Origin of the sequence: Belnapia arida (assembly GCF_016773205.1) — a bacterium.
Taxonomy (GTDB): Bacteria; Pseudomonadota; Alphaproteobacteria; order Acetobacterales; family Acetobacteraceae; genus Belnapia; species Belnapia arida.
In genome coordinates this window covers 1-25,832 of record NZ_JAETWB010000008.1, presented here as the reverse complement: position 1 = coordinate 25,832, position 25,832 = coordinate 1, and the positions used below count along the sequence as shown (strand labels likewise).

At 67.1% G+C, this 25,832-nt stretch carries 30 protein-coding genes; 23 read left to right on the top strand and 7 right to left on the bottom strand.

The window, feature by feature from the left end:
• The first annotated feature begins 72 nt into the window (after positions 1-72).
• Entirely contained in the window at positions 73-1,269 is a 1,197-nt protein-coding gene (locus tag JMJ56_RS16945; RefSeq protein ID WP_202832957.1) for an efflux RND transporter periplasmic adaptor subunit, read from the top strand.
• Between the two features lie 24 nt (positions 1,270-1,293).
• The gene (locus JMJ56_RS16940) at positions 1,294-4,458 is read left to right on the top strand and encodes an efflux RND transporter permease subunit (RefSeq protein ID WP_202832956.1); all 3,165 of its coding nucleotides are present in this window, start codon (positions 1,294-1,296) and stop codon (positions 4,456-4,458) included.
• Between the two features lie 453 nt (positions 4,459-4,911).
• On the opposite strand, the gene JMJ56_RS16935 is transcribed toward JMJ56_RS16940, so the two are convergent.
• Entirely contained in the window at positions 4,912-5,760 is an 849-nt protein-coding gene (locus tag JMJ56_RS16935) for a hypothetical protein (RefSeq protein ID WP_202832955.1), read from the bottom strand.
• A gap of 336 nt (positions 5,761-6,096) precedes the next feature.
• On the opposite strand from JMJ56_RS16935, the gene JMJ56_RS16930 reads away from it, so the two are divergent.
• The 9 genes from JMJ56_RS16930 to JMJ56_RS35295 all read left to right on the top strand — a co-directional run bounded on the left by JMJ56_RS16930 (position 6,097) and on the right by JMJ56_RS35295 (position 13,572).
• Entirely contained in the window at positions 6,097-7,497 is a 1,401-nt protein-coding gene (locus JMJ56_RS16930) for a tyrosine-type recombinase/integrase (protein WP_202832954.1), read from the top strand.
• A gap of 99 nt (positions 7,498-7,596) precedes the next feature.
• Positions 7,597-8,619: a hypothetical protein gene (locus tag JMJ56_RS16925; protein WP_202832953.1), complete on the top strand. Its 1,023-nt coding sequence runs from the start codon at positions 7,597-7,599 to the stop codon at positions 8,617-8,619.
• A gap of 103 nt (positions 8,620-8,722) precedes the next feature.
• A complete protein-coding gene (locus JMJ56_RS16920) occupies positions 8,723-8,938 on the top strand; it encodes a helix-turn-helix domain-containing protein (RefSeq protein ID WP_202832952.1) in 216 nt (71 codons plus the stop codon).
• A 150-nt stretch (positions 8,939-9,088) separates the two neighbouring features.
• Positions 9,089-9,421, top strand: coding sequence for a hypothetical protein (locus tag JMJ56_RS16915; protein WP_202832951.1), 333 nt, complete (start codon positions 9,089-9,091; stop codon positions 9,419-9,421).
• Positions 9,418-9,600 (top strand): hypothetical protein, encoded by a 183-nt coding sequence (locus tag JMJ56_RS16910; protein ID WP_202832950.1) that lies wholly within the window; start codon positions 9,418-9,420, stop codon positions 9,598-9,600. The genes JMJ56_RS16915 and JMJ56_RS16910 overlap by 4 nt, the downstream gene beginning before the upstream one ends.
• Positions 9,597-10,613 carry a hypothetical protein gene (locus JMJ56_RS16905; RefSeq protein ID WP_202832949.1) on the top strand — a complete coding sequence of 339 codons (1,017 nt, stop codon included), beginning with the start codon at positions 9,597-9,599 and terminating at the stop codon, positions 10,611-10,613. Before JMJ56_RS16910 ends, JMJ56_RS16905 begins: the two co-directional genes overlap by 4 nt.
• A complete protein-coding gene (locus tag JMJ56_RS16900; protein ID WP_202832948.1) occupies positions 10,610-12,124 on the top strand; it encodes a YfjI family protein in 1,515 nt (504 codons plus the stop codon). Before JMJ56_RS16905 ends, JMJ56_RS16900 begins: the two co-directional genes overlap by 4 nt.
• A gap of 342 nt (positions 12,125-12,466) precedes the next feature.
• Positions 12,467-13,240 carry a hypothetical protein gene (locus tag JMJ56_RS16895; RefSeq protein WP_202832947.1) on the top strand — a complete coding sequence of 258 codons (774 nt, stop codon included), beginning with the start codon at positions 12,467-12,469 and terminating at the stop codon, positions 13,238-13,240.
• The gene (locus tag JMJ56_RS35295) at positions 13,237-13,572 is read left to right on the top strand and encodes an HGGxSTG domain-containing protein (protein ID WP_328702410.1); all 336 of its coding nucleotides are present in this window, start codon (positions 13,237-13,239) and stop codon (positions 13,570-13,572) included. The genes JMJ56_RS16895 and JMJ56_RS35295 overlap by 4 nt, the downstream gene beginning before the upstream one ends.
• Before the next feature lie 672 nt (positions 13,573-14,244).
• On the opposite strand, the gene JMJ56_RS16890 is transcribed toward JMJ56_RS35295, so the two are convergent.
• Entirely contained in the window at positions 14,245-14,673 is a 429-nt protein-coding gene (locus JMJ56_RS16890) for a hypothetical protein (RefSeq protein WP_202832946.1), read from the bottom strand.
• 180 nt (positions 14,674-14,853) lie between these two features.
• A complete protein-coding gene (locus JMJ56_RS16885) occupies positions 14,854-15,510 on the bottom strand; it encodes an FkbM family methyltransferase (RefSeq protein WP_202832945.1) in 657 nt (218 codons plus the stop codon).
• Positions 15,511-16,070: 560 nt separating this feature from the next.
• Between JMJ56_RS16885 and JMJ56_RS16880 the strand changes: the two genes are divergently transcribed.
• The 5 genes from JMJ56_RS16880 (at position 16,071) to JMJ56_RS16865 (ending at position 18,713) form a co-directional block, all read left to right on the top strand.
• Positions 16,071-16,319, top strand: a complete 249-nt coding sequence (locus tag JMJ56_RS16880) for a hypothetical protein (RefSeq protein WP_202832944.1) — start codon at positions 16,071-16,073, stop codon at positions 16,317-16,319.
• A gap of 15 nt (positions 16,320-16,334) precedes the next feature.
• Positions 16,335-16,640, top strand: coding sequence for a hypothetical protein (locus JMJ56_RS16875; RefSeq protein ID WP_202832943.1), 306 nt, complete (start codon positions 16,335-16,337; stop codon positions 16,638-16,640).
• A complete protein-coding gene (locus JMJ56_RS35290) occupies positions 16,637-16,996 on the top strand; it encodes an HGGxSTG domain-containing protein (RefSeq protein WP_328702409.1) in 360 nt (119 codons plus the stop codon). The genes JMJ56_RS16875 and JMJ56_RS35290 overlap by 4 nt, the downstream gene beginning before the upstream one ends.
• Positions 16,993-17,385 carry a hypothetical protein gene (locus tag JMJ56_RS16870; RefSeq protein ID WP_202832942.1) on the top strand — a complete coding sequence of 131 codons (393 nt, stop codon included), beginning with the start codon at positions 16,993-16,995 and terminating at the stop codon, positions 17,383-17,385. Before JMJ56_RS35290 ends, JMJ56_RS16870 begins: the two co-directional genes overlap by 4 nt.
• A 434-nt stretch (positions 17,386-17,819) precedes the next feature.
• Complete coding sequence (locus JMJ56_RS16865; RefSeq protein ID WP_202832941.1) at positions 17,820-18,713, top strand: alpha/beta hydrolase; 894 nt, start codon at positions 17,820-17,822, stop codon at positions 18,711-18,713.
• 128 nt (positions 18,714-18,841) lie between these two features.
• Here JMJ56_RS16865 and JMJ56_RS16860 read toward each other — a convergent pair whose 3' ends face one another.
• Positions 18,842-19,090 (bottom strand): cupin domain-containing protein, encoded by a 249-nt coding sequence (locus tag JMJ56_RS16860; protein WP_202832940.1) that lies wholly within the window; start codon positions 19,088-19,090, stop codon positions 18,842-18,844.
• A gap of 305 nt (positions 19,091-19,395) precedes the next feature.
• On the opposite strand from JMJ56_RS16860, the gene JMJ56_RS16855 reads away from it, so the two are divergent.
• The 6 genes from JMJ56_RS16855 to JMJ56_RS16830 all read left to right on the top strand — a co-directional run bounded on the left by JMJ56_RS16855 (position 19,396) and on the right by JMJ56_RS16830 (position 22,463).
• Positions 19,396-19,746 carry a hypothetical protein gene (locus JMJ56_RS16855; RefSeq protein WP_202832939.1) on the top strand — a complete coding sequence of 117 codons (351 nt, stop codon included), beginning with the start codon at positions 19,396-19,398 and terminating at the stop codon, positions 19,744-19,746.
• Between the two features lie 280 nt (positions 19,747-20,026).
• Entirely contained in the window at positions 20,027-20,356 is a 330-nt protein-coding gene (locus JMJ56_RS16850) for a hypothetical protein (RefSeq protein WP_202832938.1), read from the top strand.
• The gene (locus JMJ56_RS16845) at positions 20,353-20,532 is read left to right on the top strand and encodes a hypothetical protein (protein WP_202832937.1); all 180 of its coding nucleotides are present in this window, start codon (positions 20,353-20,355) and stop codon (positions 20,530-20,532) included. The genes JMJ56_RS16850 and JMJ56_RS16845 overlap by 4 nt, the downstream gene beginning before the upstream one ends.
• A gap of 191 nt (positions 20,533-20,723) precedes the next feature.
• A complete protein-coding gene (locus JMJ56_RS16840) occupies positions 20,724-21,164 on the top strand; it encodes a hypothetical protein (protein WP_202832936.1) in 441 nt (146 codons plus the stop codon).
• Complete coding sequence (locus JMJ56_RS16835) at positions 21,161-21,298, top strand: hypothetical protein (protein ID WP_202832935.1); 138 nt, start codon at positions 21,161-21,163, stop codon at positions 21,296-21,298. Before JMJ56_RS16840 ends, JMJ56_RS16835 begins: the two co-directional genes overlap by 4 nt.
• A gap of 859 nt (positions 21,299-22,157) precedes the next feature.
• Positions 22,158-22,463 carry a hypothetical protein gene (locus JMJ56_RS16830; protein ID WP_202832934.1) on the top strand — a complete coding sequence of 102 codons (306 nt, stop codon included), beginning with the start codon at positions 22,158-22,160 and terminating at the stop codon, positions 22,461-22,463.
• Positions 22,464-22,479: 16 nt separating this feature from the next.
• Here the strand turns inward: JMJ56_RS16830 and JMJ56_RS16825 are convergent, their stop codons facing one another.
• A complete protein-coding gene (locus JMJ56_RS16825; protein ID WP_202832933.1) occupies positions 22,480-22,830 on the bottom strand; it encodes a hypothetical protein in 351 nt (116 codons plus the stop codon).
• Positions 22,831-23,744: 914 nt separating this feature from the next.
• Here JMJ56_RS16825 and JMJ56_RS16820 point away from each other — a divergent pair.
• Positions 23,745-23,936: a hypothetical protein gene (locus JMJ56_RS16820; RefSeq protein ID WP_202832932.1), complete on the top strand. Its 192-nt coding sequence runs from the start codon at positions 23,745-23,747 to the stop codon at positions 23,934-23,936.
• 1,154 nt (positions 23,937-25,090) lie between these two features.
• Here the strand turns inward: JMJ56_RS16820 and JMJ56_RS16815 are convergent.
• Together JMJ56_RS16815 and JMJ56_RS33885 are read right to left on the bottom strand one after the other, a co-directional pair.
• Positions 25,091-25,318, bottom strand: coding sequence for a hypothetical protein (locus tag JMJ56_RS16815; RefSeq protein WP_202832931.1), 228 nt, complete (start codon positions 25,316-25,318; stop codon positions 25,091-25,093).
• Positions 25,319-25,643: 325 nt separating this feature from the next.
• On the bottom strand, positions 25,644-25,832 hold a 189-nt coding region (locus tag JMJ56_RS33885; protein ID WP_236037843.1), incomplete at its 5' end, for a hypothetical protein.

The window sequence follows — 25,832 nt, the reverse complement described above, 5'->3', positions numbered from 1 at the left end:
TGATGATACCGACCGGTCACTTACTATAAGGGACGAACCGGTCGGTAACATACCCGGCCCCGGAGATAAGTGATGCTCCCCGATCCCCGCAAGGCCCCTGCTGCGATAAAGGGCACAAGCCCTTGGCTCGGCTGGCTGGCCCGTACTCTTCCTGCCCCTGCCACCCTTGCCCTAATTGCCGGCACCGGCCTGTCCGCCCCGGCCCTCGCCCAGGGCAGCCCGCCGGCACCGGGCGTCGTCGTCGCCACCCCGTTCGCCCGGCAGATCACCGAATGGGCCGAGCACACCGCCCGCATCGAGCCCTCCGCACGGGTCGAAATCCGCCCGCGGGTTTCGGGGCAGGTGGCGGAGGTGAATTTCCGCGACGGCGCGTTGGTGCGGACTGGCGACCTGCTCTTCACCATCGACCAGCGGCCCTTCCGGATCGCGGTCGAGACCGCCCGCGCCGAGCTGGCGCGCAACGAGGCGCGCCTGACCCTCGCCGAGCAGCAGGTGCAGCGCTACGCGCCGCTGGTGCAGCAGCGTTTCGCGCCGGAATCCGAAATGGATACCCGCCGCAGCACGCTGCGCGAGGCGCAGGCCGGCATCGCCGCCGCCCGCGCCGCCCTGCACCAGGCGGAGCTGGAGCTGGAATGGACCGAGATCCGCGCGCCGCGGCCGGGCCGCATCAGCGACCGCCGCGTCGATGCCGGCAACCTGGTGCAGCAGGGCACCACGCTGATGACGACGCTGCTCACCCTCGACCCGGTCTATGCCAGCTTCGATGCGAGTGAGGCGCAGTATCTTCGCTTCGCCCGGGCGGCGCGGGGCGGGCTGCGCGAGGGCAGCGCCACGGTGCAGCTCCGCCTGCTGGACGAGGCGGAGTTCGGCCATGAGGGGCGGCTCGACTTCGTCGACACCGCCTTCGACGCGCGCAGCGGCACCATCCGCGGTCGCGCCGTGGTGCCGAACCCGGACCTGTTCCTGACGCCGGGCAGCTTCGCCCGGCTGCGGCTGCAGGCCGGGGAGGTGCCGGCGCTGATGGTGCCGGATGCCGCCGTGATGGCGGACCAGTCCGGCCGGATGCTGCTGACCGTGGGCGCGGACGGCACCGTCGCGCCGCGCACGGTGCAGCTCGGCCCGCTCGTCGATGGGCTGCGCGTCGTCCGCAGCGGGCTGGCGCCGGAGGACCGCGTGGTGATCGGCGGCCTGCACCGCGCCCGGCCAGGCGCCAAGGTCGCCATCGAGCAGGGCCGCATCGGCCCGAGCCCGCTCGCCGCCGCGCAATAACCGCACCCTGAAAGGCCCCGTGCCGTGCGCCTCGCCCGCTTCTTCATCGACCGCCCGGTCTTCGCCGCGGTGCTGTCGATCGCCATCACCCTCATCGGCGCGCTGGCCGCGCTGAGGCTGCCCATCGCCGAGTATCCCGAGATCGCGCCGCCCACCGTGCAGGTGACGGCGCTCTATCCCGGCGCCTCCGCCGAGACCATCGCCGGCACCGTCGCCGGGCCGATCGAGCAGGAGGTGAACGGGGTGGACGGGATGCTCTACCTCTCCTCGCAATCGACCGGCGACGGGCGTGTGACGATCAGCGTCGTCTTCCGCCAGGGCGTCGATGTCGATCAGGCGCAGGTGCTGGTGCAGAACCGCGTCGCCATCGCCGAGCCGCGGCTGCCGGAGGAGGTTCGGCGCCTCGGCATCACGGTGAAGAAGGCCTCGCCCGACCTGCTGATGGTCGTGCACCTCATCTCGCCGGATGGCAGCCGCAGCCCCGACTACGTTTCCAACTACGCGACGCTCGCCATCAAGGACCGGCTGACCCGGCTGGACGGCGTGGGCGACGCGCAGGTCTTCGGCGCGCGGGACTATGCGATGCGCGTCTGGCTCGACCCGGACCGCACGGCGGCGCGCGGCCTCTCGCCGGGCGACGTGGTGCAGGCCCTGCAGCGGGCGAATGCGCAGGTCGCGGCGGGTGCCATCGGCCAGGCGCCGCGCGCGGCGGAGGCGGGCGCCTTCGAGGTGAGCGTGCAGGCGCAGGGGCGGCTTGCCTCGCCCGAGCAGTTCGACGAGCAGGTGGTGGCGACGGGGGCGGGCGGCGCGCCGGTGCGGCTGCGCGACTTGGCGCGGACCGAGATCGGCGCGGCCGACTACACCATCAACGCGCTGCTGAACAACCAGGTGGCGACGGCCATCGTCATCTTCCAAAGGCCGGGCAGCAATGCCCTGCAGACGGCGGCCGCGGTGCGGGCGACCATGGAGGAGGCGGCGCCGGGCTTCCCGTCGGGCATCGGCTACAGCGTGGTCTACGACCCGACGCGCTTCATCGCCCAGAGCATGGAGGCGGTGGTGCACACCTTCGCCGAGGCCGTGGCGCTGGTGGTGCTGGTGGTGATCCTGTTCCTGCAGAACTGGCGGGCGGCGGTGATCCCGCTGCTGGCCATCCCGGTCTCCATCATCGGCACCTTCGGCGTGCTGCTGGCGCTCGGCTTCACGCTCAACTCGCTGACCATGTTCGGCCTGATCCTCGCCATCGGCATCGTCGTCGACGACGCGATCGTCGTCGTCGAGAATGCCGAGCGGCACATGGCGGAGGGGATGTCGCCGCTCGAGGCGGCGCGGCTGACGATGGACGAGGTGGGCTTCGCCCTCATCGCCATCGCCCTGGTGCTGGTCGCGGTCTTCCTGCCGACGGCCTTCATCACCGGCATTGCCGGGGCCTTCTACAAGCAGTTCGCGGCGACGATCTCGGTCGCCACGCTGCTCTCGGCGCTGGTCTCGCTCACCTTGTCACCGGCGTTGGCGGCGCTGCTGTTGAAGCCGCACGGGCATGGGCCGCGCTCGCGCTGGCTGCTGCCCGTCGGGCTGTTCTTCCGCGGCTTCAACTGGGTCTTCGACCGGCTCTCGCTTGGCTATGGAGGGCTGACGCGGCGGCTGGTGCGGCTGCCGGTGCTGCTGTTGCTGGTTTATGGCGGGCTGCTGGCCTTCACCGGGCAGACCGTGCTGACGACGCCGACCGGGCTGATCCCGCCGCTCGACCGCGGCTACTTCATCGCCGCCTTCCAGCTGCCGCCGGGTGCCAGCCTCAGCCGGACGGATGCGGTGGTGCGGCGTGCGTCGGATGCGATCCTGGCGACGCCGGGCGTCGAGAGCGCCGTCGCCTTCGTTGGCTTCGACGGCGCGACCTTCACCAACGCGCCGAATACCGGCGTGGTCTTCGCCAGCCTGAAGCCCTTCGAGACGCGTACGCATGAGGGGCTGACCGGCAACGGCATCCTCGCCGACCTCCAGCGCCGGCTGACGACGGACCCGGATGCGCAGGTGCTCGTCATCCCGCCGCCGCCGGTGCCCGGCATCGGCACGGGCGGCGGCTTCAAGTTGATGATCCAGGACCGTGCCGGCCGTGGCCCGCAGGCGCTGGAGGCGGCGACGCAGCAGGTGATGATGGCGGCGAACGCGACGCCGGGCATCGCCTTCGCCTTCAGCCTCTTCAACACGGCGACGCCGCAGATCCACGCGGAGATCGACCGGACGCGGGCGGAGATGCTCGGCGTGCCGATCTCCCGCGTGCATGAGGCGATGGCGGTCTATATGGGCTCCGCCTTCGTCAACGACTTCAACCTGCTCGGCCGCACCTGGCGCGTCACCGCCCAGGCGGACATGCAGCACCGCATGGCGGTGGAGGACATCGCACGGCTCCGCACCCGTGCCGATGACGGGTCGATGGTGCCGCTCGGCAGCCTCGCCACCTTCCGCGAGACCTCGGGCCCCTACCGCGTGCCGCGCTACAACCTCTATCCGGCGGCCGAGCTGCAGGGGGCGGCGCTGCCGGGCGTCTCCACCGGCCAGGCGATCGCCGCCATGGAGGAGGTGCTGAAGACGAGCCTGCCGGAGGGCTTCGGCTACGAGTGGACGGAGCTGGCCCTGCAGGAGCGCATCGCCGGCAATACCGCGCCCATCGCCTTCGGCTTCGCCGTGGTCTTCGTCTTCCTCGTTCTGGCGGCGATGTACGAGAGCTGGCTGCTGCCGGTGGCCGTTGTGCTGATCGCGCCGATGTCGGTGCTGGCGGCGCTGATCGGCGTGAAGCATGTCGGGCTCGACAACAACGTGCTGGTCCAGGTCGGGCTGGTGGTGCTGGTCGGGCTGGCGGCGAAGAACGCCATCCTCATCGTCGAATTCGCCCGTGCGGCGGAAGATGAGGGGATGAGCCGCTGGGATGCGGCCGTCGCCGCGGCGCGGACCCGGCTGCGGCCGATCCTGATGACCAGCCTCGCCTTCATCCTCGGCGTGCTGCCGCTGACGGTGGCGACGGGGGCGGGGGCGGAGATGCGCCAGAGCCTCGGCGTCGCCGTGTTCTACGGCATGCTGGGGGTGACGCTGTTCGGCCTGGTCTTCACGCCGGTCTTCTACGTGGTGGCGCGGGCGCTGGCGCGCCGCCGGGAGCGGCCGGTAGAGGGCGCGGCGCAGGCGGCCCGGCCATGAGCCGGGCCCCGCGGGGCCGGTTCACACAGGGGCTCTGGGGAAGGGGAAAGCTCGCTGGTACCTAGGAGGGCAGGGAATGTTGGGCGTTCGGTGGCATCGGATATCCGGGTTCCGGAATGGGGAGTTGGTACCTCGCCATCATTGGGCCATGCGGTGCCGCGGCGTCTCGCCCGGATGACGACCGAGGCGAAGCAGGACATTACAGGTATGCGTCGTTAGCTGCCGGCAGAGGCCCCTGCGGCGCGGGTGCAGGAGAATTGCACCCGCGCTTCGCCTTGCGCTACGTCGTCCCTAAACGGCACCACCTGTCCCGGAACCGGGTCCAGTCGCCCGCCGAAGGGATGCTTGCTTCGACTGAGCGAAGGAGGGCTCTGCGCCATGGTCCGGCTGCGGTGCCGCTTCCAGGCAAACCCGGACTGACCGCCGGCGGCGGCGCCTTATCAGCAGGCCTGGCTACCGCCTCGGCGCCGCCGGAACCGCCCCGATCGGTCGATAATCTGCCGGTCGCTGGAATCGCGCAGGGTCCTGCGGCCCGTAAGTGACGCGGGTTGCGACATACAGCGTGGATGCATCTGCACCGCTGCCCTCGATGAGCCGTAACGGTACCCCGTCTGCCGTGATGCAGGCACGCCGTGCTTCGTCCGGGTCGTTTCCGTCGTCCGTCTCGATCCGCCAAACAGTGCAGGCATGCCCGGCAACGGTATCGACGCCCTCGCGTGTTATCTTCCTGTCCAGGCGGATCAGGACGATATCCTGGGTCATCACGGCCGCCATTCTGCCCAGGTCATGGTAGGTACGGTCCGCATCGACGAGAACAACGACATTGCCGCTTCGGGTGTCGATGATGTGGGCTACACGGTTGATCAAACTCCGGCCATCCGTCCGGATACGACCTTCGGACGCGAGCCAGGCAACAGTGTCTACTGTAGGCGGCGTCTCATCGACCTTGTACGTAACGGTCACGTCACGGGCCGGCATGGCCGGTGGACGTTCCTGCGCCAGCGCTGGCGGAACAGCAAGGATGGCTACAAAAGCTGTTATCATTGATCGAGCAAGCGGCAGGCGCACAGTCTTCAACCCCAGAATGAACAACGATATTCTTCGAGCCGACTGGTATGTCAATCGACAAAATACGCCGATTGTCTGGAGTGGTAGATGTTTACTCAAGCTGTATTCTGCCTGCCAATTATCTGCTCCGTGAGCAGCCTTTGAAAAGCGGATGCGGCGGGAGGGCCGAGTGCCGGCATTCGTCTGCCGCGGCGCATTCTTCATGCTGGCGGGGATAGCTGCTGCATCCTGCAACCATCGCCCTGCTGCGGTGGCCTTGGGTGTATTACGGCTGGCTTAGGAGCGCGCGCTGAACCAGCCCGAAGGCTCTCGCCGGGCGGCGAGTTTGCTGCAAGACCGCTTGCAACCCTCGAAGCTCGCGCCGACCGACTATCTGGTTTCAGATGGAAAGCTCGCTGGCGTCCCATAGGGACACCAAAGCATAGGTTCAGGCTGTCTCAACATGGAGCTCCGACCGCTCTAGAACCTAGTCACACACTCCAGCCATTGGGTCGTGCCGGTTCACGCTGTTTCAGGTTGGTGCGCGCGGAGTGTGGGGTCTAGTGTGGTTGGATGTGGGGACTAGCCCCCATGAAGGCTCCGACCATGAAGCGCAACGGCAAAGCTCTGGACGTTAAGACGCTGGAGGCGCTGAAGCCGCGTGCCACGCTCTACCGCGTCTCGGATGGCGATGGCCTGCTGCTGGAGGTGCGGCCCAGCGGCGCGAAGATATGGCTCTGCCGCCTGACGGTGGACGGCCGACGCCGGGACATGGGGCTGGGCGGCTATCCGGTGGTGACGCTGGCCGCCGCCAGAGCCGCTGCTCTTGCTGCCCGGAGGCTGGCGCGAGAGGGCATCGACCCTGTCGTCAAACGGAACGTGGAGACCGCCGAGCGGAAGACGGCACAGGCTGCAGTCGCCAACGCCAACGCCCGGACCTTCAAGGCGGTGGCGGAAGCCTGCATCAAAGCACAGGCGCCAGGCTGGAAGCACGGCCGCACCGCTGACATCTGGCGAACCTCCCTTGAGCGCCATGCCTTCCCGACGATAGGCGACCTGCCGGTTGCCGCGGTGGATCGGGCGGCCGTCTTGCGGGCGGTGGATGACGTGTGGACCTCCCGCCCTGCCACCGGCCGCAAGGTGCTGCGCCGGATCGGCACGGTGCTGCGGTACGCCGCTGCCCATGGCTGGCGAGCCAGCGACAACCCGGCTGATGCCCGAATGCTGCGCCATGCCGGCCTGTCCGCTCTGCCCGGTGGTCGCAAGCAACCTTCGCTGCACTGGCAGAGGGTGCCGGCCTTCCTCAAGGCCCTGGACGGCATGGAGGGGTTGGCCCCACTGGCGCTGCGCTTCTGCCTGCTGACGGCGCTGCGCTCTGGCGAGGTGCGTGGAGCCCGGTGGTCGGAACTCTCATTCGACGGCGGCCCGGTGTGGACGGTGCCGGGCGAGCGGATGAAGGCGAAGCGGGCAGCCGATGTGCAGCCGCATCGGGTGCCACTATCGCCAGCCGCTGTGGCTGTGCTGGCAAGAGCCTATGCCACGATGACAGGCGCAACGGCCACACCTGAGGCTGTGCCGCAAATCGCCGGCCTCATGGGCGATGCGTTGATCTTCCCCAGCGCCAAGCGCGACACGCCACTATCCGACATGGCGCTGTCCGCCGTGATCCGCCGCATGAACGCCGACCGGCCGAAGAGTGTCCCGCTGCCATGGCGCGACGCGGACGGGCGGGGAGCGGTGCCGCATGGCTTCCGCGCCACCTTCCGCACCTGGGTGGATGACACCCGGCCAGAGGATGCCGAGGCGGCGGAAAAAGCGCTGGCGCATGAGGACGCGAACAAGGTGGCTGGGGCCTACCGCCGTTCCGACCTGTTCGACCGGCGGGTGCCGCTGATGAACGCGTGGGCCGAATGGTGCGGCGGGGCTGTCCCGGACACGGCGACCCGCAAGGCAGGCGACCAATCTGGGCGCCTTGCTCCCGGCCTGAGGTGATCCGGGCCCGGCGGTTCCCGGCGATGAAGCGGCCGAAGCGGGTGTTGAGCCCACCCGCCACGGCCTGGCCACACCCGCGCCCAAAGGAGGGGCACGACCATGGTTGCTGACGCCAATAGCACACCCACTCCGCGTTTCCTGCTGCCCCCCTACACCCCGATCTACTTGCCGTATGGCTGGGAGACGGTGGACGCGGCGCTGGCATGGCTGGCCTTCGGTACTTCGCTGCCGCGTTCGGAATGGGATCAATACCTGTTCATCGGGGCTAGCGACCGCCTAACCCGGGCTGAGGTGCTGCAATGGCTGGAGCAGCTAGGTGCCGAACCTGGCAGCCTCGATAGCTTCCTTGCAGGTGCGCCTGAGAATGGCCTCAGACCTGACGAGGTGCCACCAAGCGTGAGGGATGAGGTTAGGACCCTAGCGGCGCGTTTGGGAGCACGAGCGGCCCAACGCGGTAGCGCGGCAGACCTCGACCGCTTCATCCGATGCGCCGCAAGGCTGCTGAAAAAGCGTCACGTACGGATGTTTGGTGCCGATCCGCGCTGGGACGGCTACGTCGATGCCGACATGGAGGCATTGGCTGCGGCGGAGCGCGAGTTGCTGCGGCGGGGTGCCGATGGCAGCGCTCTCCTGTTTGGGTGGCCCGGCCGCCCCGAGGCGGAACCGCAGGCGATTATCGCTCCGCGGCAGCGCATCTCGCCCGAGCTGTGCGCGGCGCCGGTATCCTTCGACCGCGACCTTGCGCTGCTGCCCTGCCTGCGATCCGATGCGCGGCACTCGGCGCCGCCGCTATTCCACGGCGTCGTCATTTCCGCCGATGCGCTGCTGAGATTGCGCCCCCAGGCGGAACCTGCGGCGGGCGATCAGGCGCCAATGCCGCAAATCGCCGTACCGGCCGGCATGCGACGTGCAGGCGGCCGCAAACCAACCCATCACTGGCCGCCCTTCCACCGAGAGATTGTGCGGTTCGTGTTTCTCCACGGTCGGCAAACACGGCGGAGTGCGCTGAACCGGCACATGAAGGAATGGGTCGGTGAGAACATGGAAACCGACCCCGAAGACCGCACCATTGAAAAGCAAGTGGACGTACTGGCGCCAAGCGGCGGCGCAATCCCCGACTGAGTTCCGCCGGTTCCGCCGCTGAGATCCGCCGGGACATTGGTGCGGTCTGACGCAACGCTGCCCAGGCCGGCACATGCCGCGCCACGTCCAGTGAGGCAACACCATGCAGCTTCGACCTGCCGAACCACACCAGCGCCAGCCAAGCTCTTTGCAGCCCCCGCTGACCCACACGCTCAATAATGCGGCCCATATCACCGGCCTGTCCCGCAGCACGCTCTACCGCCACGCTCATGCCGGCCGGCTGCGGCTGGTGAGGGTTGGGGGGAGGACGCTGGTGGATGCGGCCAGCCTCCGCGCGCTGGTGGGTGCCGAGCCGTGACCCACGCCATCACCAAAGCCCCGCAACCCGTTCAACAACCGCATAAGCGGCGGCGCTGAACGGGCCACGGAAGGCTCTAGATGCGGTGGACCGCCCGCACTTTAGCCGATCCAGTCCGAAAATCCAGCGCCGCCTCTGTAGGAGGCGACTATGTCTGACACTAAAACCCGTCCCGCCGGCCTCGCCCTGATCGGCTGGAAGCCCAGGGTGCAGAATTCGCTACGAGGCTTCGCCGACGTGAAGCTGTCGAGCGGCCTGATCGTCCATGAGATCGTCGTCCATGCCGCGAACGGCAAAGCGTGGGCGAACCTGCCGTCCAAGCCGATGATTGGCCGCGACGGCCAGGTGATGCGCGACCCGACCACGGGGAAGCCCAAGTACAACCCAATCCTCGAATGGACCGACCGTCCGACCGCCGACAGGTTCTCCGCCGCGGTCATCGACCTCATCGAAGCCTCCCATCCCGGCGCGGTGCGGTCATGAGCGCCCCGCAGCAGGCTGTCGTCCCGCAGGCTCGCCTGATCCTGCTGGAGACCCTGTGCGGCACGGATGGCGAGGCCCGCATCGCAATCCTCCCACCAGGCCCCCGTGCCGTGCCGATCGCCTTCACGTCCATGGAGGAGGCGCTGGCTGCGCTCCGCAACCTCGGGAGCCGTCCATGAACTCCGAGGTAACCGCCATCGACCCGATGGACCCCTGGTGCGCGAACCTGCTGCACGCCCCCGGCGCGCGTCTCTGCAAGATCATCCACCCCGGTGCTGATCCAGTGCCGGCGCAGCTTCCGCTCCTCTATGACATGCACCCCGCAGCCGTGCGGACGCTGGGCGAGGTGAGGAGCTTACTGGCCCATCTCGTCCAGGCGAGGGATTGCTGCATCGTCCGCGCCGCGCCCGCCAATCTGTCACGCATGCTGAAGGTCCGGCGGCTGCTACACCTTGACCCGGAGACGGGCGAGGTGCCGACGCTGCGCAACGTGCCGCGCGCCCTCGTCGCACTCGATATCGACGGCACGCCGCTGCCGGACGGATGCGACCCGCGCGACCTCGCCGCCTGCTATGCGGCGGTCGTCCCGACACTGCCGCCCGAGCTGCGCTGCGCTGGATGCGTGGTGCAAGCCACCGGATCGCACGGCATCAAGCCGGGCATCCGCATCCGGTTGTGGTTTCTGCTGGATCGGCCGTGCTGGGGCGCCGACCTCGCTGCATGGTTGGCAGAGGTGCCAGGCCTCGACCCGACCTGCTTCCGGCCGGCGCAAGTGATTTACACCGCGCCCCCGATCTTCGCCGATGGCGCCGTTGACCCGATGCCGTCCCGGCTGCTGACGGTACCCGGCACCGCGGCGATCCCACCACTCCTGGAAATGTACCAGCGACCACCGCCTCCACCGCCCGGTGCGGCAATGCGGCAATGGAGCAACGGCGGGCAGCAAAGGACCGTGGCGCGCTTCGCCGCGCTGCTGCGGACCGTGGCCGAGGCAGCCGAGGGCACCCGTCATTGCACGCTCTATTGGGCCGCCTGCCGCGCAGGCGAGATGGTCGCATCGGGCGATTTGGGGCGCGCAGCCGCGGCCGATGCACTGGCCCATGCGGCGATGAGCGGCGGCGGCAAAGACGCGGCGAACGCCCGCAAGACGGCATCCGCTGGCATCGCCCGCGGCATTGTGGAGTGCGCATGATGGACGGCACCACCGGACCCCGCGGCTTCCACGACGAGTACGTCGCCGCCGCCCGTGCAGCCCTCGCGCCGCGTGACAAGCTGCCGCTGTTCCGGCCGGTACCACCGGCGCCTGAATTCCCTGTTGCCGCCCTTGGACCGCTTCGGGATGTAGCCGAGGCCATTCAGATGCGGACGCAGGCGCCGCTCGCCATGTGTGCCAATTCAGTGCTGGCGGCTGCGGCCTTAGCAACCCAGGCCCAGCGCGATGTCGAGCTGCCGGGTGGCGGCCGAAAGCCCCTCACCGCCATCTTCGTGTCGGTGGCGGACAGCGGCGAGCGGAAGACCAGCGTCGATAAGCTGGCGCTCGCGCCGGTCTATCGAATAGAGGAGGCATGGCGGGGCGAGCATGACGCCGCGATGCAGAGCTTCGTCAACGACAAGGAGGCTTGGAAGGAGGCGCGCGAGGCGGCGAAGAAGAAGTCGAAGGGCGACCGGTCCGCGATCCGCGCCGGGCTCGACCAGGTCGGATCGGAGCCTAAGCCGCCGCCGCACCCGATGCTGCTGGTGGCCGATCCAACGCCCGAGGCGTTGGTTCTACATCTGCGCGACAGTCGCCCCTGGGCCGGCGTGTTCACGGCTGAAGGCGGCATCCTGCTCGGCGGGGCAGCTTTCAACGACGAAAGCCGGATGCGGACCGGCGCGCTGTTCAACACGCTCTGGGACGGCGACCCGATCCGCCGCACCCGGGTGGGCACCGGCTCGTCGTTCCTTCCCGGCCGGCGTTGCACCGCCCATGTCATGCTGCAGCCGGTGGTGGCCGACAAGCTGTTCGGTGATCCCATGTTGGACGGCATCGGCATGTTGGCTCGCACCCTCCTGGTGGCCCCGGAAAGCACGGCGGGCCATCGGCTGTTCCGGGATGCCTCAGCGGAATGCCGGGCGGCGCTTGAGGCTTACGGCCAACGCCTGGATCACCTGCTGCGGCGCCCACCTGCGACCAAGGCCGACGACGCCAGCGTGCTGGACCCGCCGGTGCTGCGGCTGCACCCGGACGCCGCCCGGATCTGGATCCAATTCCACGATGTGGCCGAGGTCGCGCTGCTGCCCGGCGGAGCATACGCCCCCATCAAGGCTTTCGGCGCCAAAATCGGGGAGCATGCCGGGCGCCTCGCAGCGGTCCTGACCGTCTATGACGATCCGGACGCCGTGGAGGTGCCAGCCGCCATGATGGCGTGCGGCATCACCCTGGCCCAGCACTATGCGGCCGAGATGCTGAGACTGCAGGGGGCGAGCACCGTGTCGACGGACCTGCGGCTTGCGGCGCGGCTGCTCGAGTGGTGGCAGGCCCGGCCAGGTTTTCGGTGCCATCTGGCGGAAATCTACCAGCGGGGCCCGAGTGCGGTGCGCGACAACGGCACGGCGCGACGGATCATCGGTATCCTGGAGGACCATAACCTAGTCCGGCGGCTTCCGGCCGGTACTGAACTCGATGGTGCGCCCCGGCGTGACGCCTGGGAGATGCTGCCGTGAGCGCTGTCGTGTTCGATGCCTGGGCGGCGCTGGATTTGGTTCAGCAGGGGTACCCCCCTGCTAATCCTGCTAAACTTGCTAATCCAACCCCCTCGGCGCCTGCCGGATTAGCAGGATTAGCTACTTTAGCAGGGGGCAGGGTCCGCATCCGAAAATCCAAGCCTGCGTCGCCTTCCTCCTACGGGCGGCTGAGGAGGCATTCGACGCGCTACAGGCCCCGGACCCCGAGTTGGATGCCGAGCGCACGGTGATGGCCGACTTCTACGCCACTCCGGCCGGGCCGGACCTGTTGCAGCCGGACACCCTGCCCGCCCTTTTGCAGGTCACGATGGGAACCTTCCGATGACCCAAGCCCCTGACCCCAGCGTGTCCCTCATCATGTCCGAGGATGGCGGCAGCCCGCCGCCAGCACCGCCTCAGCCGACGGCCGCCGATGCGGTCCGGCTGAAGACCCAGGCCCGCCGCAAGCGAGCCATGGCGCCGATCATGCGGGAGGAGTGGGCCGACCACACCGGCGCCCGGTTTGAGGAGCTCGAGGCGGACGGGATGGAGGCCCGGGCCGATGCGATCCTGGATCCGAGGAACCACGCCAGCACCCCGCCGGCGCAGGGCAACGGCGGCGAGATGGTGGTCGAGAGCGCGGCCAACCGCCGGGAGCGGCCCTGGCTGGTCGATACCGTGAAGGAGCGGCCTAGCATGCTGGCAGCCGACGCCAGCGTGGCGCGCCTCGACCTCGCCGCCGGCGCCAACACCCTGACGATGTCGGTGGACGCGGCGGAGAGCATCCAGGCAGCGAACAGCCTCGAGCGCATGCTCGCACACCAGATGGCGACCGCGCACCAACTGGCCATGACCCTCGCAGCCCGGGCGGGCGACTTTGCCGGCGGGATCAGATCCTGGGATCCGCAGACCCGGCAGCAGCTGCAGAGCATCGAGGCCGCCCGAATGGCCGCCGCCTCAGCCCGCATGATGGAGACCTTCCAGCGCGGCCTGCTGACGCTGGAGCGGCTCAGGAACGGCGGCAAGCAGACCGTCGTCGTCCAGCACGTCGCGGTGTCGGAAGGCGGGCAGGCGGTGGTGGCTGGCACGGTGAACCAGGGGGGCGAGCGGAAATGAGCAATCAACCCCATGCGACGTGCACCTGCCTGTCCCGATTGACGCAAGCTCGTCTGGCGCCTAGCTGCGGGGCTAAGACCCGACGCTGCACACCCTGCGCTGGCCCAGCGATGCTCAACGGCCGGTGCCGGATGCATGGCGGGAAGGCCAAGGGGCAGACGACCCCGGCGGGCCGTGAGCGCAGCCGTGCGGCGCGGCTTGTGCACGGCCTTCGCGCGGCCGAGGCCCGTCAAGCCGCCCGAGAGCGTGGTGCAGCCCGGCGCGAGATGGCAGCCCTGAGTGCCCTGTTACGCGAACTCGAGGATTTGGAGGAGGGAAGTGCCAGCCCATGAATGCTGGCCTTTCAGCCATCGGCGCGCGGCTGGCCAAAATCTTGCTGTTACTGAGCAGTGACCAGCCCGGTGAAGCGATGGCGACAGCGCGGGCCATCTGCCAGACCCTGCAGCATAAGGGCATGGATTTCACGACCTCGCCACGATGGTTTCAAGCGAGGGCAAGCGTTAGAAGACCGTCCCGGTAACTCCATGTCGGACTGCCGCCGCTGGGGACCGATAGGCACTCATTGCAAGCGCGCGGCCGCTGCAGCGTTAGGCTGCTGCTGCCCTGACGAGCTTGGTGAGGTTATGGGCGGTGCAGACCAGCGCTCATTCGTATTTTACCTTCTGGAGGCCGCGGAGCAGGAACTGCCGGGACCCACGTGATCCCTTGGCCTGTCCAAAAACGGGTTCGACGACCTGCTTGCATAATCAGTAGCGGCTGCGCCGGCCGGCGTGTCTGAGCCGCATGGCCGAGACCAATAGACCTCGACGTCGGTCCTCGCCGTCGTCGGGGGCTTGGCACGGCCGGTGGCGACGTAGCCGCGGATCCCACGCTCGGCAAAGTCGGCCAGGTTGGCTTCGGAGCAGTAGCCGTTATCGGTGGAGACCTCGGTCGGCATGGCTTCGGTGTTGGCGGGACCGCATCGAGCAGGGGTTCCAGCACGTCGTGATCGGACGCGTTGTTGGTCAGGTGATGCGCCACGATGACCTGCGCCTTGGCGTCCCCACCGCGGCCTGGGCGTTGTTGTAGGCCTGCACAAAGCCGTCGCGGTCCCTCATGATCCAGATCTCCGGATCGGTGAAGTTGCGCTGAACGCTGGGCTTCGGCACGCCAGGTTGGTGCTGCGGCTTGCGGCCGCGGCGCCGCCACGGCGACCCGTCGGCCTTGGTGCCGCGGTCCAGGTTTGCCGCTTCGGCAGCCTGCGCCTCGGCCTCGAGCGCCGCCTTGGCAGCCCGGATCCGCTCCAGGCGTCGCTGTTTGTCGCGCATCCAAGCCGGCATGTCGTAGCCGCGCCGGTCAGCCGCGAGGGCGGCGTCCTCCGCGGCTTCGGCGCTCTCGGCCTGCACCAGCCAGCCCTCGGCCTCGGTGGCCAGCTCGGCCTCCGCCGCGCCCATCCGGCTGTAGTCCAGGGCCGCAGCCCGGGCTCCATCGCCTGCTCGACAGCTACGACGCCATTCTCCAGGTCTGCTGCGAGGCTTGGAATGCGCTGACGCCAAAGCGCATCCGCTCACTCACCGCATTCCCTGGATTACGAAATTCACTTTCGAAGGCTCAGCGGTATTACACAATCCACGTCAAATAGGGTTAGTGTGACGAAACACCCAGTCCCTATCCTCTCCGCTGATGAGCGGACATCCAGAATATCCAAGAAGATCAAGCATATGTTTAACTTCAGCAATTGAAGTATTAAACCGCGATAATTGACCTTCAACCAACTCACATACAATGATCGGCTTGTTTTTTACGATAGTTTCAACTGATCCTTTGAGAACCAGTAGTTCGGCACCTTCCACATCAATCTTAATGAGATCACATCGTGCGAGTTTTAGATCGTCTATAGGGAAGCCATCAACCCCAGCGCCATCAAGCTCAATGTGATTTTCACCTCGATTGGAAACAGTTTTCAAAGCGACCTTTCGACGTCGATCAGTGGCCGCGGCACAGTAGAAATCCTCAAACTTACCGCAATTCAAAACACAACATGCATAGCATTCTGGGTCGGGCTCAAATGCAATTACTGTTCCATTTTTATTAACTGCATCAAGATACGAAATCGTGTGATCACCTATATTAGCTCCTACGTCTATAACTGTATCGCCTGGACGAATTAGAGCGCAAATGTGCGGTATTAAGTGATCAACTGCAAGTTTACCCTTTTCTTTAACCCAAGGCGTCCGAAGTGTATCCCCGACTACAACCCAAATCCCAGCGTCTGTTCTCTCAATGGGCATAGTTCGTCCTCTTGCAACAACTGTTCCTACTGGCGATACATTCCCGAGAAAGTGCCAATAGAGGGCTCAGAAGCCACTCTAATACCAAGTCCTGCTGACCAAAACCCCTGCGCACCGTCCGATGGCCATGACGGTCCAGGGCTGCGCGTTGAGCTTGTTCCAGGCATGGCAGCAGTGGTTGAGCATGTCGTCTTAGCATCGGAAGATCCAGTTCGACAGCCTCTGGCGCAACTAGGCTGGGTACGCGGGCAAAATCAGCCGTCACATACGCATGGCCGCGGCTCCCCACGGCCTCATGTATCGAAATCGGCATAATACTGCTTTCACTGCCGTTTGGGCGTGCTCTACGGTGTTGCCGGCGACCCTTGCTGATGCACCCTAGTGTAAGCAAAGTGTGGAGGAGCAGAAGAAAGCACCCACCACACGCTAGCGGAATAAGCAACCTAGCACCTTGGTGTGGCATCCTCGGTGGACGCCAAATCATCGGCTCAGGCTATCTCGGCTTGGCGCGGGCAGAGGACAGCCGGGAGGCCGCGTGCCTGGAACAGGAGGTCGCTACCTTGGAGGCAGGCGCGGCCGATCTGCTCGAACCTACCATGCACGTAACCCACGCCCTCCGGGCGGGCAACGGCGGCGAGTTCCTGGTGAACCGCGGGGGTGCCCTGACCAGCCGGCCTGGCCTGCGCGACACGGTTTACCAGCGTGGCGACATGCTGTCGGCCGAGGCCAGTCTGCAACGCCTCGAACTGGTCAGCGAGGTGAATACACTCGCGCTCGCGGTGGACACGGCCGAGACGATCGGCTCCTAGAACGGGGTGGAGCGGATGCTGGCTCACCAGATGGCGACGGCACATGCCATGGCGCTGCGCCTCGCGGCCAAGGCGGATTACTTTGCCAGCCTTTGCCAGTCCTGGGACAAAACTGGGCGGCAGCAGGTGCAGAGCATCGAAGCTGCCCGCATGGCGACCGCCTCCGTTCGGATGATGGATGCCTTCGGGCGCGCTGCCCTCACCCTGGAGCGGCTACGGAACGGTGGCAGGCAGACGGTGGTGGTGCAGCACGTCGCGGTGTCGGAGGGCGGGCAGGCGGTGGTGGCTGGCACGGTGAACCAGGGGGGCGAACGGAAATGAGCAATCAACCTCAGGAACCGCACTCCTGTATGCACTGTACGGCAATGAACATTCAGCGGCTGGCTGCGGCTAATGCTGCTCCCCGATGCGGCGCCAGACGCAGGCGCGACGGGCGACCCTGCTGCGCCCCAGCAATGTGGAACGGACGGTGCCACAAGCATGGCGGTGCCTCCCGCGGGCCGGTTACGGCGTCTGGTCTGGATCGCAGCCAGAAGGCCCGGCTCGTGCACGGCCGCCGCAACGCTGAGGCCCGCCAAGCCGCCCGAGAGCGTGGTGCCGCTCGGCGCGAGATGGCAGCCCTCAACGCCCTGCTGCGCGAGCTCGACGAACTGGCTCAGGAGGGAGCCACGCCATGACGGCGAGCCTTTCAGCGATTGGCCCGCGGCTGGCCAAGCTGTTGCCGCTCCTCAGCAGCGACCAACCGGGCGAGGTAGTGGCGACGGCGCGGGCGATCGGCCTGACCCTGAAGCGCGGCGGCCTCGACTGGCACGATTTGGCGGCGCTGGTCACCAGCGCGGCGAAGCGGCAGGCGGCGCCGGTCTTCACCTTCGCCAACCTGGCGCCGCGCACGGCTCGGAAGCAGATCGCGCTGCTGGCCGCGCGGCCGACGGTGACGCTGCAAGACCGGGTGCGGCTCGAGCGGCTCCGGCAATGGCTCCATGGACAGGCGGGATCGGTGCGGCTGCCGGCGGACCAGGTGCAGTGGCTGGATGGACTGTGGCGAGCGGCCTTCGCCGGCGGGTAGCTGCGCGGCGGCGCGTCGGCGCGGTGATGACGGATCCGGCGGCGCAGGAGCACCTGTTCGGGCCGGAGCTGCGGAAGCTGAACAAGGTATCGAAGGCCCGTTCGCCAGGGCTGAAGCGGCATTCTAACACCTCGGCCAATTCCCAAACAGGAGGCGCTAACACGCTTTAGAAGCGGCCCGACCAGCGCCGACAGGCAGATCAAGAAGGCGCGTTCGTTCTCTTATCGGAAGTCAGAACGGAGGTGCAAGAGGCATTGTTGCACCGTTGTTCACAGGCCGACCGGCTGATGCCGAGGCTGGAGGCTGGACGGCGCTGGTGGCGAGGGGTGACGATGCCGGAGCCATGTAGGCGCCGGCCCCCTGTGCCTTAGATGCTTGCGCCGCCGACGCGAGATGGCGTGAGATGCTGCATGGGAAGACGTAGGGAGGGACCGATGCGGCGTGACATCGCGTTCGACGCCGAGGGGACGATCCTCCGCGGCTGGCTACATCTTCCTGATAGCGCAACCGGGCCGCACGCTGTCGTTGTCATGGCGCACGGTTTCACGGGCGTGAAGGAGCAGTACCTAGACCGCTACGCGGAGGTCTTGGCTGCCGCGGGGTTGGCCGTGCTTGTCTTCGACAACCGCAACTTCGGCGCCAGCGACGGCGAGCCGCGCGGAGAGATCGACCCCGTTCAGCAGGTCCGCGACTACCGACACGCCATCACCTACGCCAGAACCATGCCGGAGCTGGATCGGGGCCGCGTGGGCGCCTGGGGCACTAGCTACAGTGGGGGGCATGTCCTTATGCTCGGCGCCATCGACCGGCGTGTGCGCTGTGTCGTGTCGCAGGTGCCGGCAATCAGTGGCCCAGTGGGATCGAGCCGCCGCATCCGATCGGATCTCGTGTCGGCTCTACGCAATCGCTTTGACGCTGACCGGGAAGCCCGTTTCCGCGGTTTAGCGCCGACCGTGCTCCCCGTCGTAGCCGAAGATCCGACCGCCCCTTGTGCATTGCCGGGGCCGGATGCATGGGCCTTTTTCGCAGCTACACGGGACATCGCCCCTGCTTGGCGCAACGAGGTGACGTTGCGCAGTGCTGAGATGCTCCGTGAATATGAGCCTGGCACTTGGGTGACGCGGATCAGCCCGACCCCGTTGCTGATGATTGTGGCGACAGAGGACACGCTAACTCCCACCGACCTGGCGCTTGATGCCTACAACCGGGCACTGGAGCCGAAGCGGCTGGTGTTGATGCCAGGCGGGCACTTCGACCCCTACACGGGTTCCGGCTTCGAGGTGTCGAGCGCGGCGGCGCGCGACTGGTTTGTCCAGCACCTGCTCTGAAGCCGGCCGGCATCGAAGAGATCGACAGGAACAACCACCCGGAGGCAGCAGCCAGGGCCAGGGTCCTGCTGGGGACGCCGCAAACCACGCTCGCCCTAGAGCCTGTTCGTCCTTGTCCCGCTGCGCCTCTACGCCGGGGCGCTCATAGGCTTGCCCTTCTCGACCGACAGATGGACGATGAACTTGCATCCTTGAGGTCCGTAGCGCCCGGCGTGCGGCACCCCGGCGGCGACCTGCCAAGTGGCGCCCGCTGAAAGCGGAATAGGGGCTTGGCCGTCAATCATCTGTTCGCCACTCCCCTCCAGCACCACTACGCTCTCAACGCCCGGATGGGTGTGGCGTGGGGAAGCCACGTTTGGGGCGACCTCGACGAGCATCTGGACGACCTCGTGGGCACCACCAGGAAGGTCCGCCCGCCGGAGGATCGTCGCCTTCAAGCCGGCAGTCTCGGCAGGAATTTGCCCGCGAGGCTGCGGTTGCGCCTCCGCCCGGGAGGCGACGAGACCGATGGCGCTACAGACAGCGCAGGAACCGAAAAACCTTCTCGAAAGCATTCTTCCGGTCCTCCCTTGGTTTGCGCCGCACGTTGGGCCAAGGGATTGAGCCACATCCGACACCCAGGCTGATACGTTTTTCGCTAAACGCCACGTACAGCTGGACGCCGCGCGTCCTCTCCGTCCACGTGCCGCCCGGGGAGCGCCGCAACCCCGTCGCCATGGTCCGGCTGGCGGTCGGGCCGCTGACCTTACTGTTGCCGGTGTCGCGCCTGCGGAAGGCCGGCCTGGCCGTCCGCTTGCCGATGGGCGAGGGGGGCGTGCCGGCGGTTGAGGCGGACGCGGCGACCTGGGACACGAGCCAGCAGGCGACCATCGGCGCCGTCATGCTCGACCAAGCAGCGCGCGAGCACCTGTTCGGTCCTGACCTCCGGAAGATGGACCGCGCCACGCTGAAGGCGCTGCGCGAGGCGGGAGTGATCCCCCCGCCGGCCTCGGCCGAGGTGGTGCCTCTCCGCCCTGGCGCCGCTCTGGCATGACTACGCCGCGGAGTTTCGGCACCACTACGCGCGATCGCGTACGCGCGTGTCGAGGCCCTGCCGTAACCACGCTGGGGCCGCTATGGAGCCCGCCAGCGCCTTTGGAACACAATGAGGGCCCCCGGGACCCGGCAATTGCCCTGGCCGCCTCAGCATGGCCTCGCTGGTGGTCTTGAGGTGCATTAGGCTAGGCATCCAAGGGGAAGGCGCCTAGCAGCCTGCAAGCCCCCGCTATGAGCCTGCGGCCTTCCTCGCCAGAAGACGCACCACAGCGCCCGCCGTGACCGACGGCGGGCTGCTGCAGGCCATCGACCGCTTCCAGGCCATCCACGCCACCGTGCTGGCCCAGGAGGCCAATGCCGCGACGCCCTGGCCGGAGATCGAGGCCACCGGTGCGGCTTGGCACGAGGCCGCCCGGGCCCTCTGCGGCATCGCCCCGACCACGGCCGAGGGGCTGGCTGCAAAGGCGGCGGCTATGGCGGCCGTCCTCCGCGTCATCACCGGCGACCCCACGCACCCCGAGCGCCTCGACGAGAACGCCGAAGTGCATCATCGCCTCGCCCTGGACGTGGCGCTGGACATAGCCCGGCTGACAGGAGGCGCGGCATGAGCACCGCATCCCGCCGCGCGCTGCTCGCCAGCGCCGCTGCGCTGCCTACCGCGGCCGCCGGCGCCGTGGTGGCCGCACCCGCCTCTGAGGCCTTCGCCACGGCCTGGCAGGCCTACCAGCCGTATCGGCATCCCAGCCTCAGCAACGGCCTCGGCGACGCGGGCTGCGAGGCCTAGTGCGAGCGTCAGCTCGAGGCGACAGAGCGGCTGGCCGAGGCGCCAGCGCGGTCCCTGCCCGAGCTGGAGACCAAGCTCGCCGCGGCGATGGTGTGGTTCGAGGCCAACGGCGCCACCGCGCTCTGTGGCGAGGAAGCGGACCTGCTGCGGTCCTGCCTGCGCGACCTGCGGGCGCTGAACAGGGGGAGGGCATGAACGCACGTGCACACATCTCCCGCTCGGACGTGGAGGACATGTCCCAGGTGGTCGACGACGCCTGGGGCGCGGTGCACGCCCTGGAGTTGGTGGTGAAGGCCAGCGCCGGCGAGACCAGCCCGGAGGCGATCGCGCTCAACTACCTGGCCGGCGAGCTCTGGCACCGGCTGAGGGACATCCGGGATCGCGTGGAGACCTTCACGTGGCGGGTGGAGCTGGCCGAGGCCGACAACCTTCGGGAGGCGATCCGCCGCGAGCTGGAAGCCCGGGGCATCACCACGCCCGAGGCGACTGGCAACGCCCTTGGGATGCTGCCCGACGAAGCATCCGCCTTGTTGAGCCGGGACCTCTGGAAAGAGGGTGAGGTGGCGCTGCTCGAGGCAGTAGCGGCTCGGCTGGGGGTGCGGGTGCCGAAAGCGGTCAGAGGAGCGGCGTGAGCCGCCGCCCCTTCCGGGCGCGCTGGTGCGACCTAGCCGGCGTCTCGGCCGAGTGGCTGGCGCTGCACGTCGCCAAGCTGGCCCTGTCCTGGAGGGCGGCGCGGCGGATGGGGTCGGCAATTCCGACCTCATAGCCTGCTGGCGGAACGCTCCTGAGCTTGGCCAGCGGTGGCCACGTTGGAGGGGTGTTCCAAGCAGTTCTGTCGCCTTGAGCCGCCCTCTCCATAGGAGGGCGGCTTTCTTTTGACGACCCGGATCCGGCAGAACGAACAGATCCGGCGAAATCAATGGGTTATGCCATGACGGCCAAATCGTAGGGCGGGGGGTGTCGACAGTATCGCCCCCCCTTCAGATTGCATCCGGAGTACCAAGCTACCTATCGTTTGGCTGGATCTATGAGCAGTCGTGACTAGACCTTTTAGCCTGCAGCGCCAACGATCTGACCGAGGCTTAACCGACAAGGTGTTCGATGGCATTGCCCCCAACCTTCCCGCCTGCGTCGTCGCCCACGCCTGCATGGGTGAAAGAATGCCAATACATCGAGGGTGACAAGCTGACGGCGGAAGGAATGTGCCGCAGGCCGGTGAAGCCTGGCAGCGCCTACTGCCCGTCGCACCACGCCCTGTGCTTTTCGCCAGCCAAGCCGCGGTCGCTGGTGCGTATAGGCGAATAGGGGCACCTTCTCCTTTGGTGCCCGATGCAAGCTTGGAGGGCGCTTTGGCCAATCCATACATCGACCTACTGCCCGGTCCAGCCAGTATCCGCCTCACCCACGCGCATCTCGCTTGGCTCCGGGAACTGCAGCAATGGCAGCTGGCTGCATGGTGCCACACAGCCTTGGTGTCGATCGGCTTGATGAGCCTGAGCTGGCTCCTGCCGCCGCCACCACAGCCTTTGACGGTGGCAGAGCGCATGGCAGCGCTCTCGATGACGGTTGTTGCGGGCAGTAAGGGTTAAGGCTGGTCCGTTGCTCGTGGTGGGCTAGCGCTGGTTGTGACGGCGGTCGATACCCACGACATGAGCCTGCCGCCCGACCAGATGCCGACCCCGAAGCCGAAGATCTCGCCTGAGGAGCGCCGGCGTCGGACTGCCGATCGACTGACCATGATCCGGTTGAAGATGGCGATCGGCCGCGAGCTGGATGAGCGGGGCATCACCACGCCCGCCGCGATCGCCGCCGCGCTGGGGATGCCGACGGCCGCGGCAACCAAGCTGCTGACCCGGCACCAATGGCGCGAGGGCGATGTGGCGCTGCTCGAGGCTGCGGCGGCTTGGCTGAGGGTGAAGGTGCCGGACTAACCAGCCACTGGCCGAGCTAATCGGCGTCGCGCCCAGTTAAGGCCAGAGCCTCCGCCTCCCATACACCGAGCCGGAAGCTGAACACGACGATGGAAGTCTCATCCCACGCCAGGTTGAGCATTCGGCCAGATCTCCAGACGTCCAGGCCGAAAGGCAACGAGTTTGTATGCGTCACGAGCGGCCGTGCCGCGCCGTTTTGAGGTGCCGCACGCATTCCGAACGGGTCGAACGGCTCACGGTGCACAAAGCGGAGCGCTTCATGTTCCCAGGTTGTTAGGTGGCACGGCCCCACCATCCCTGCGCACCCATACTGGTGCTTTTTCCCGTTCGCGTGGATGAACGGCAGCACGAGGTCGCGGACCGCCATGGCGCGACACCGGCGTTCACTCGCCCTTGGGCGCGCCGGAGTTCGATCTGGATTGAGATGGTTTCGCGTAGCCGGCCTCGCCCTGCATGCTGCAATGCAACGTACCGACCGGATTACAGGTTCCGCGACCGGTGTGGCGAGCAGCCCGGCCGGGGCACTTGGCAGGTTGAAGGGGACTAAGGCGCGGTCAGCCACGCGGTGCGCCGTGAATGACAGAGCCTCCCGGCGCCGGGAGGTTGGGAACGAAGACTGCCTTGCTGATTTCTGACGTTCCAACTTATGCAGGAGATGTACCGCCGTGCGCGTCAGACCAAAACACAGCCGAAAGACCGCCCGAAAGCGCCTCCGCTACCAGCGCAGGCACGCCACCCTCCAGAAGGGCGGCTGACGCTATAGAAACCTTGCGCCGGCGCGAGGTTGGGAACGCAGAACGGCAGATCGTCATAGCGCCGTGACGTTGCGAAAGGTGGCGGCGCCGCTACCTTCCTTTGCCTCCTCAGCCCTTCGCCAGCATCGCCCAGGCCCGCACCACGCCGCCGCACATGGACAACAGCAGGGTCCGCCCCCACTGCCCGTGGTGCGGATAGATCTGCCCGTCCTCGCTGACGCCAGAGCGGCGGCACGGCGCGTAGATCCAGCCCGTGGGGGGGTGATGGGCATCCTCTCGAAACCTGGCGGCAGGGCCCGCGCCGCCGCCTCGTCGGTGGTGTAAGGGGCCACACTGGTCCGACCAGGACCGATAGGCTGCGGTGTTGCCGCTCCCGCCCGCGTTCCCCTACCGTTCCCCAATGCCTGCTCCTGTCCCCGACCCGGACCCTCTCGGCCCAGACGGCACGGTTCGCCTCCGGTGCTACCTGCCCCACGTCCACATCCACTACTTCTCGGGCAGCTGCCGGCAGTGCCAGCGCCGCGTCATGATCGGCATTCAGCCGGCCATCCAGATGATGGGCTCGGGCACGGCGACGGCCGGCGAGCTCGAGCAGCGCCTGAAATGCCGCTGCGGAGGCAGGGTTTCCCTAAGCCTAGCCGTGGACGATCGGTCGCTGGAGACGATCGAGCGCGAGGGCCGACTGCCGCAGACGATGGGCATGGTCGTCAGGGAGTAGCAGGAACCGTTTGAGGCTTCCTCCGGCGGCCTTGGCGACCCTCACTGGACGCTCTCCGGGCATGGCGCCGGGTGTGAGACGCCGCTCCTAGCGGCGGCGTATGGCTGACCTGCGATAGGTGTAGGCACGCCATAGGCGCAATTTTTTGGAACCGGACTTTAAACCATAAGTTATGGAAGCGGGCATCGTATCCCGCCCTCCCTCCCCATAGGGGTCCAACCTTGGCCCGCCCTCATCCGTGTCAGAGGGCGGGCTTCTTTTTGTGCCGCTAAGAGGAATGCGGCAGCACTGTTCGCCTGCGATGCGTGATTTGCTCAGGTGTATGCAACCAATAATATTACATGAAACGCAAAGGACTATTTGTAGTTGTAGAGAGCGAGGTTCCTACAACCTCATCCTTCGGTAGCGTCCTTAGCCCGCTCTTCCTCGGGGGAGGAGAGCGGGCCTCTTTCTGCCCGTTGCGCAGCCTGATGGTGGAACGCTCACAAACCCGCCCGGCTGGAAAGGCGTTGGCAGGAAAATCCCTTTGTTCTTCCCTACTAAGGCCGCCCAACGGGGGTGGGGGCGGCCTTTTCCTTGCCCGCAGCCTGATTGCGGCAGCGCCAGCTCCCTTGTGTTAAGCGCTCCCGCGCTCCGCAGGTTAGCCGCTGGCTATGTGCGGGGCGGTGCTGGCGAAGGGCTAAGCGGCGGCTGCATTCAGCGTTTGGGCAAAGAGAAGGCCACCCAGGCGACTGGGCGACCTTGAGGTTAGGGAGGAAGTCCAACAACTCGCCAACACCCCTTGCCTCGCATGCGATAGGCCCTGCTAGTGCCCGGCTTGGATCTCAAGCGCTTCGTCCTGCGGTGTTCGCCACAGTCCGACCAGATCCCATGGCATCGCCGGTCGCAGCACGCGCAGCCGAGGCGCCTCGGGTTGCGGCGGTATGACGTGTTCGGCGGCAGCAAAGCGCTCAATCGCCTTGTGGTGCCATAGCGCCTGGGCGGCCCCCTGCGCGCGGCTATTCTGCTGGCTAAAGCGAGGATTTGGCCCAGTCATGCGCGCCTCCGCAGCTTTGGCGTCAGATGGGCGAAGGGCTGCCGCGTTACCAAGCGAAGTTACGTCATGCGACTGATGCTGGGCCTCACATGCGGTAAACGCTCCCGCTTATCGCACTTCAGTCGTTCGGACTGGCGCCGTCGCGGAGGCCGCCTAGCAGCAGCAGCCGGAGCATTTCATGATCCTCGGCGGCTAGCTGGCCGCTTTCGAAAGCCTGCTGGACGGCCATCTCGATCTCGATGCCCTGCTTCTGCGCCGCCACTCTTAGTTTGAGGTAGACGCCGGTAAGCCGGTCGAGCTCGGCATCGAAGGTCGCCTTGTCGAGATAGACCATGCTGCTGCTCACCCGATCTACCGGCGCCAGAGCGGCCACTTGGCTTCCTTCAAAGCGCTGTCGCAGGGAACGAGACTGCGCAGGCTTAGCGTGCTCTCGGCCGAGGTCAGCTCGAGCTCAGGGCGTGCGGCTGGCGGGGATGGATCCGGGAAGAGGGCCATGTAGCGAGGTGTGGCTCTCCGAACTTAACGATCCATTTACGGTCAATGGGTCGCTGGCTATCCACCTCTTCGAGAGCCGGAAGGGGCGTGTTGGCTGCAAATGATACCGCCCCGGCCATTTGCAGTCAGGGCAGGCCGGGGCCGGATGGCCTCCTCTCAAAGCCTTCGTCCAGGAGCTACGCCTCCGGCACATGCACCCCAAGCCGGGCTGCGATCCGCTCCAGCAGTGCCAGGTCGCCAGCTCGCCATTGCCGTCGGGTCAACAGCTTCTCAGCATCCATAGCTGACAGCCCGGCCACGGCCCCAATCTCAACCGGGTCTCTGATCCCTCGCGCCTCCATCTCCTGATCAAGCAGCATGCGCAG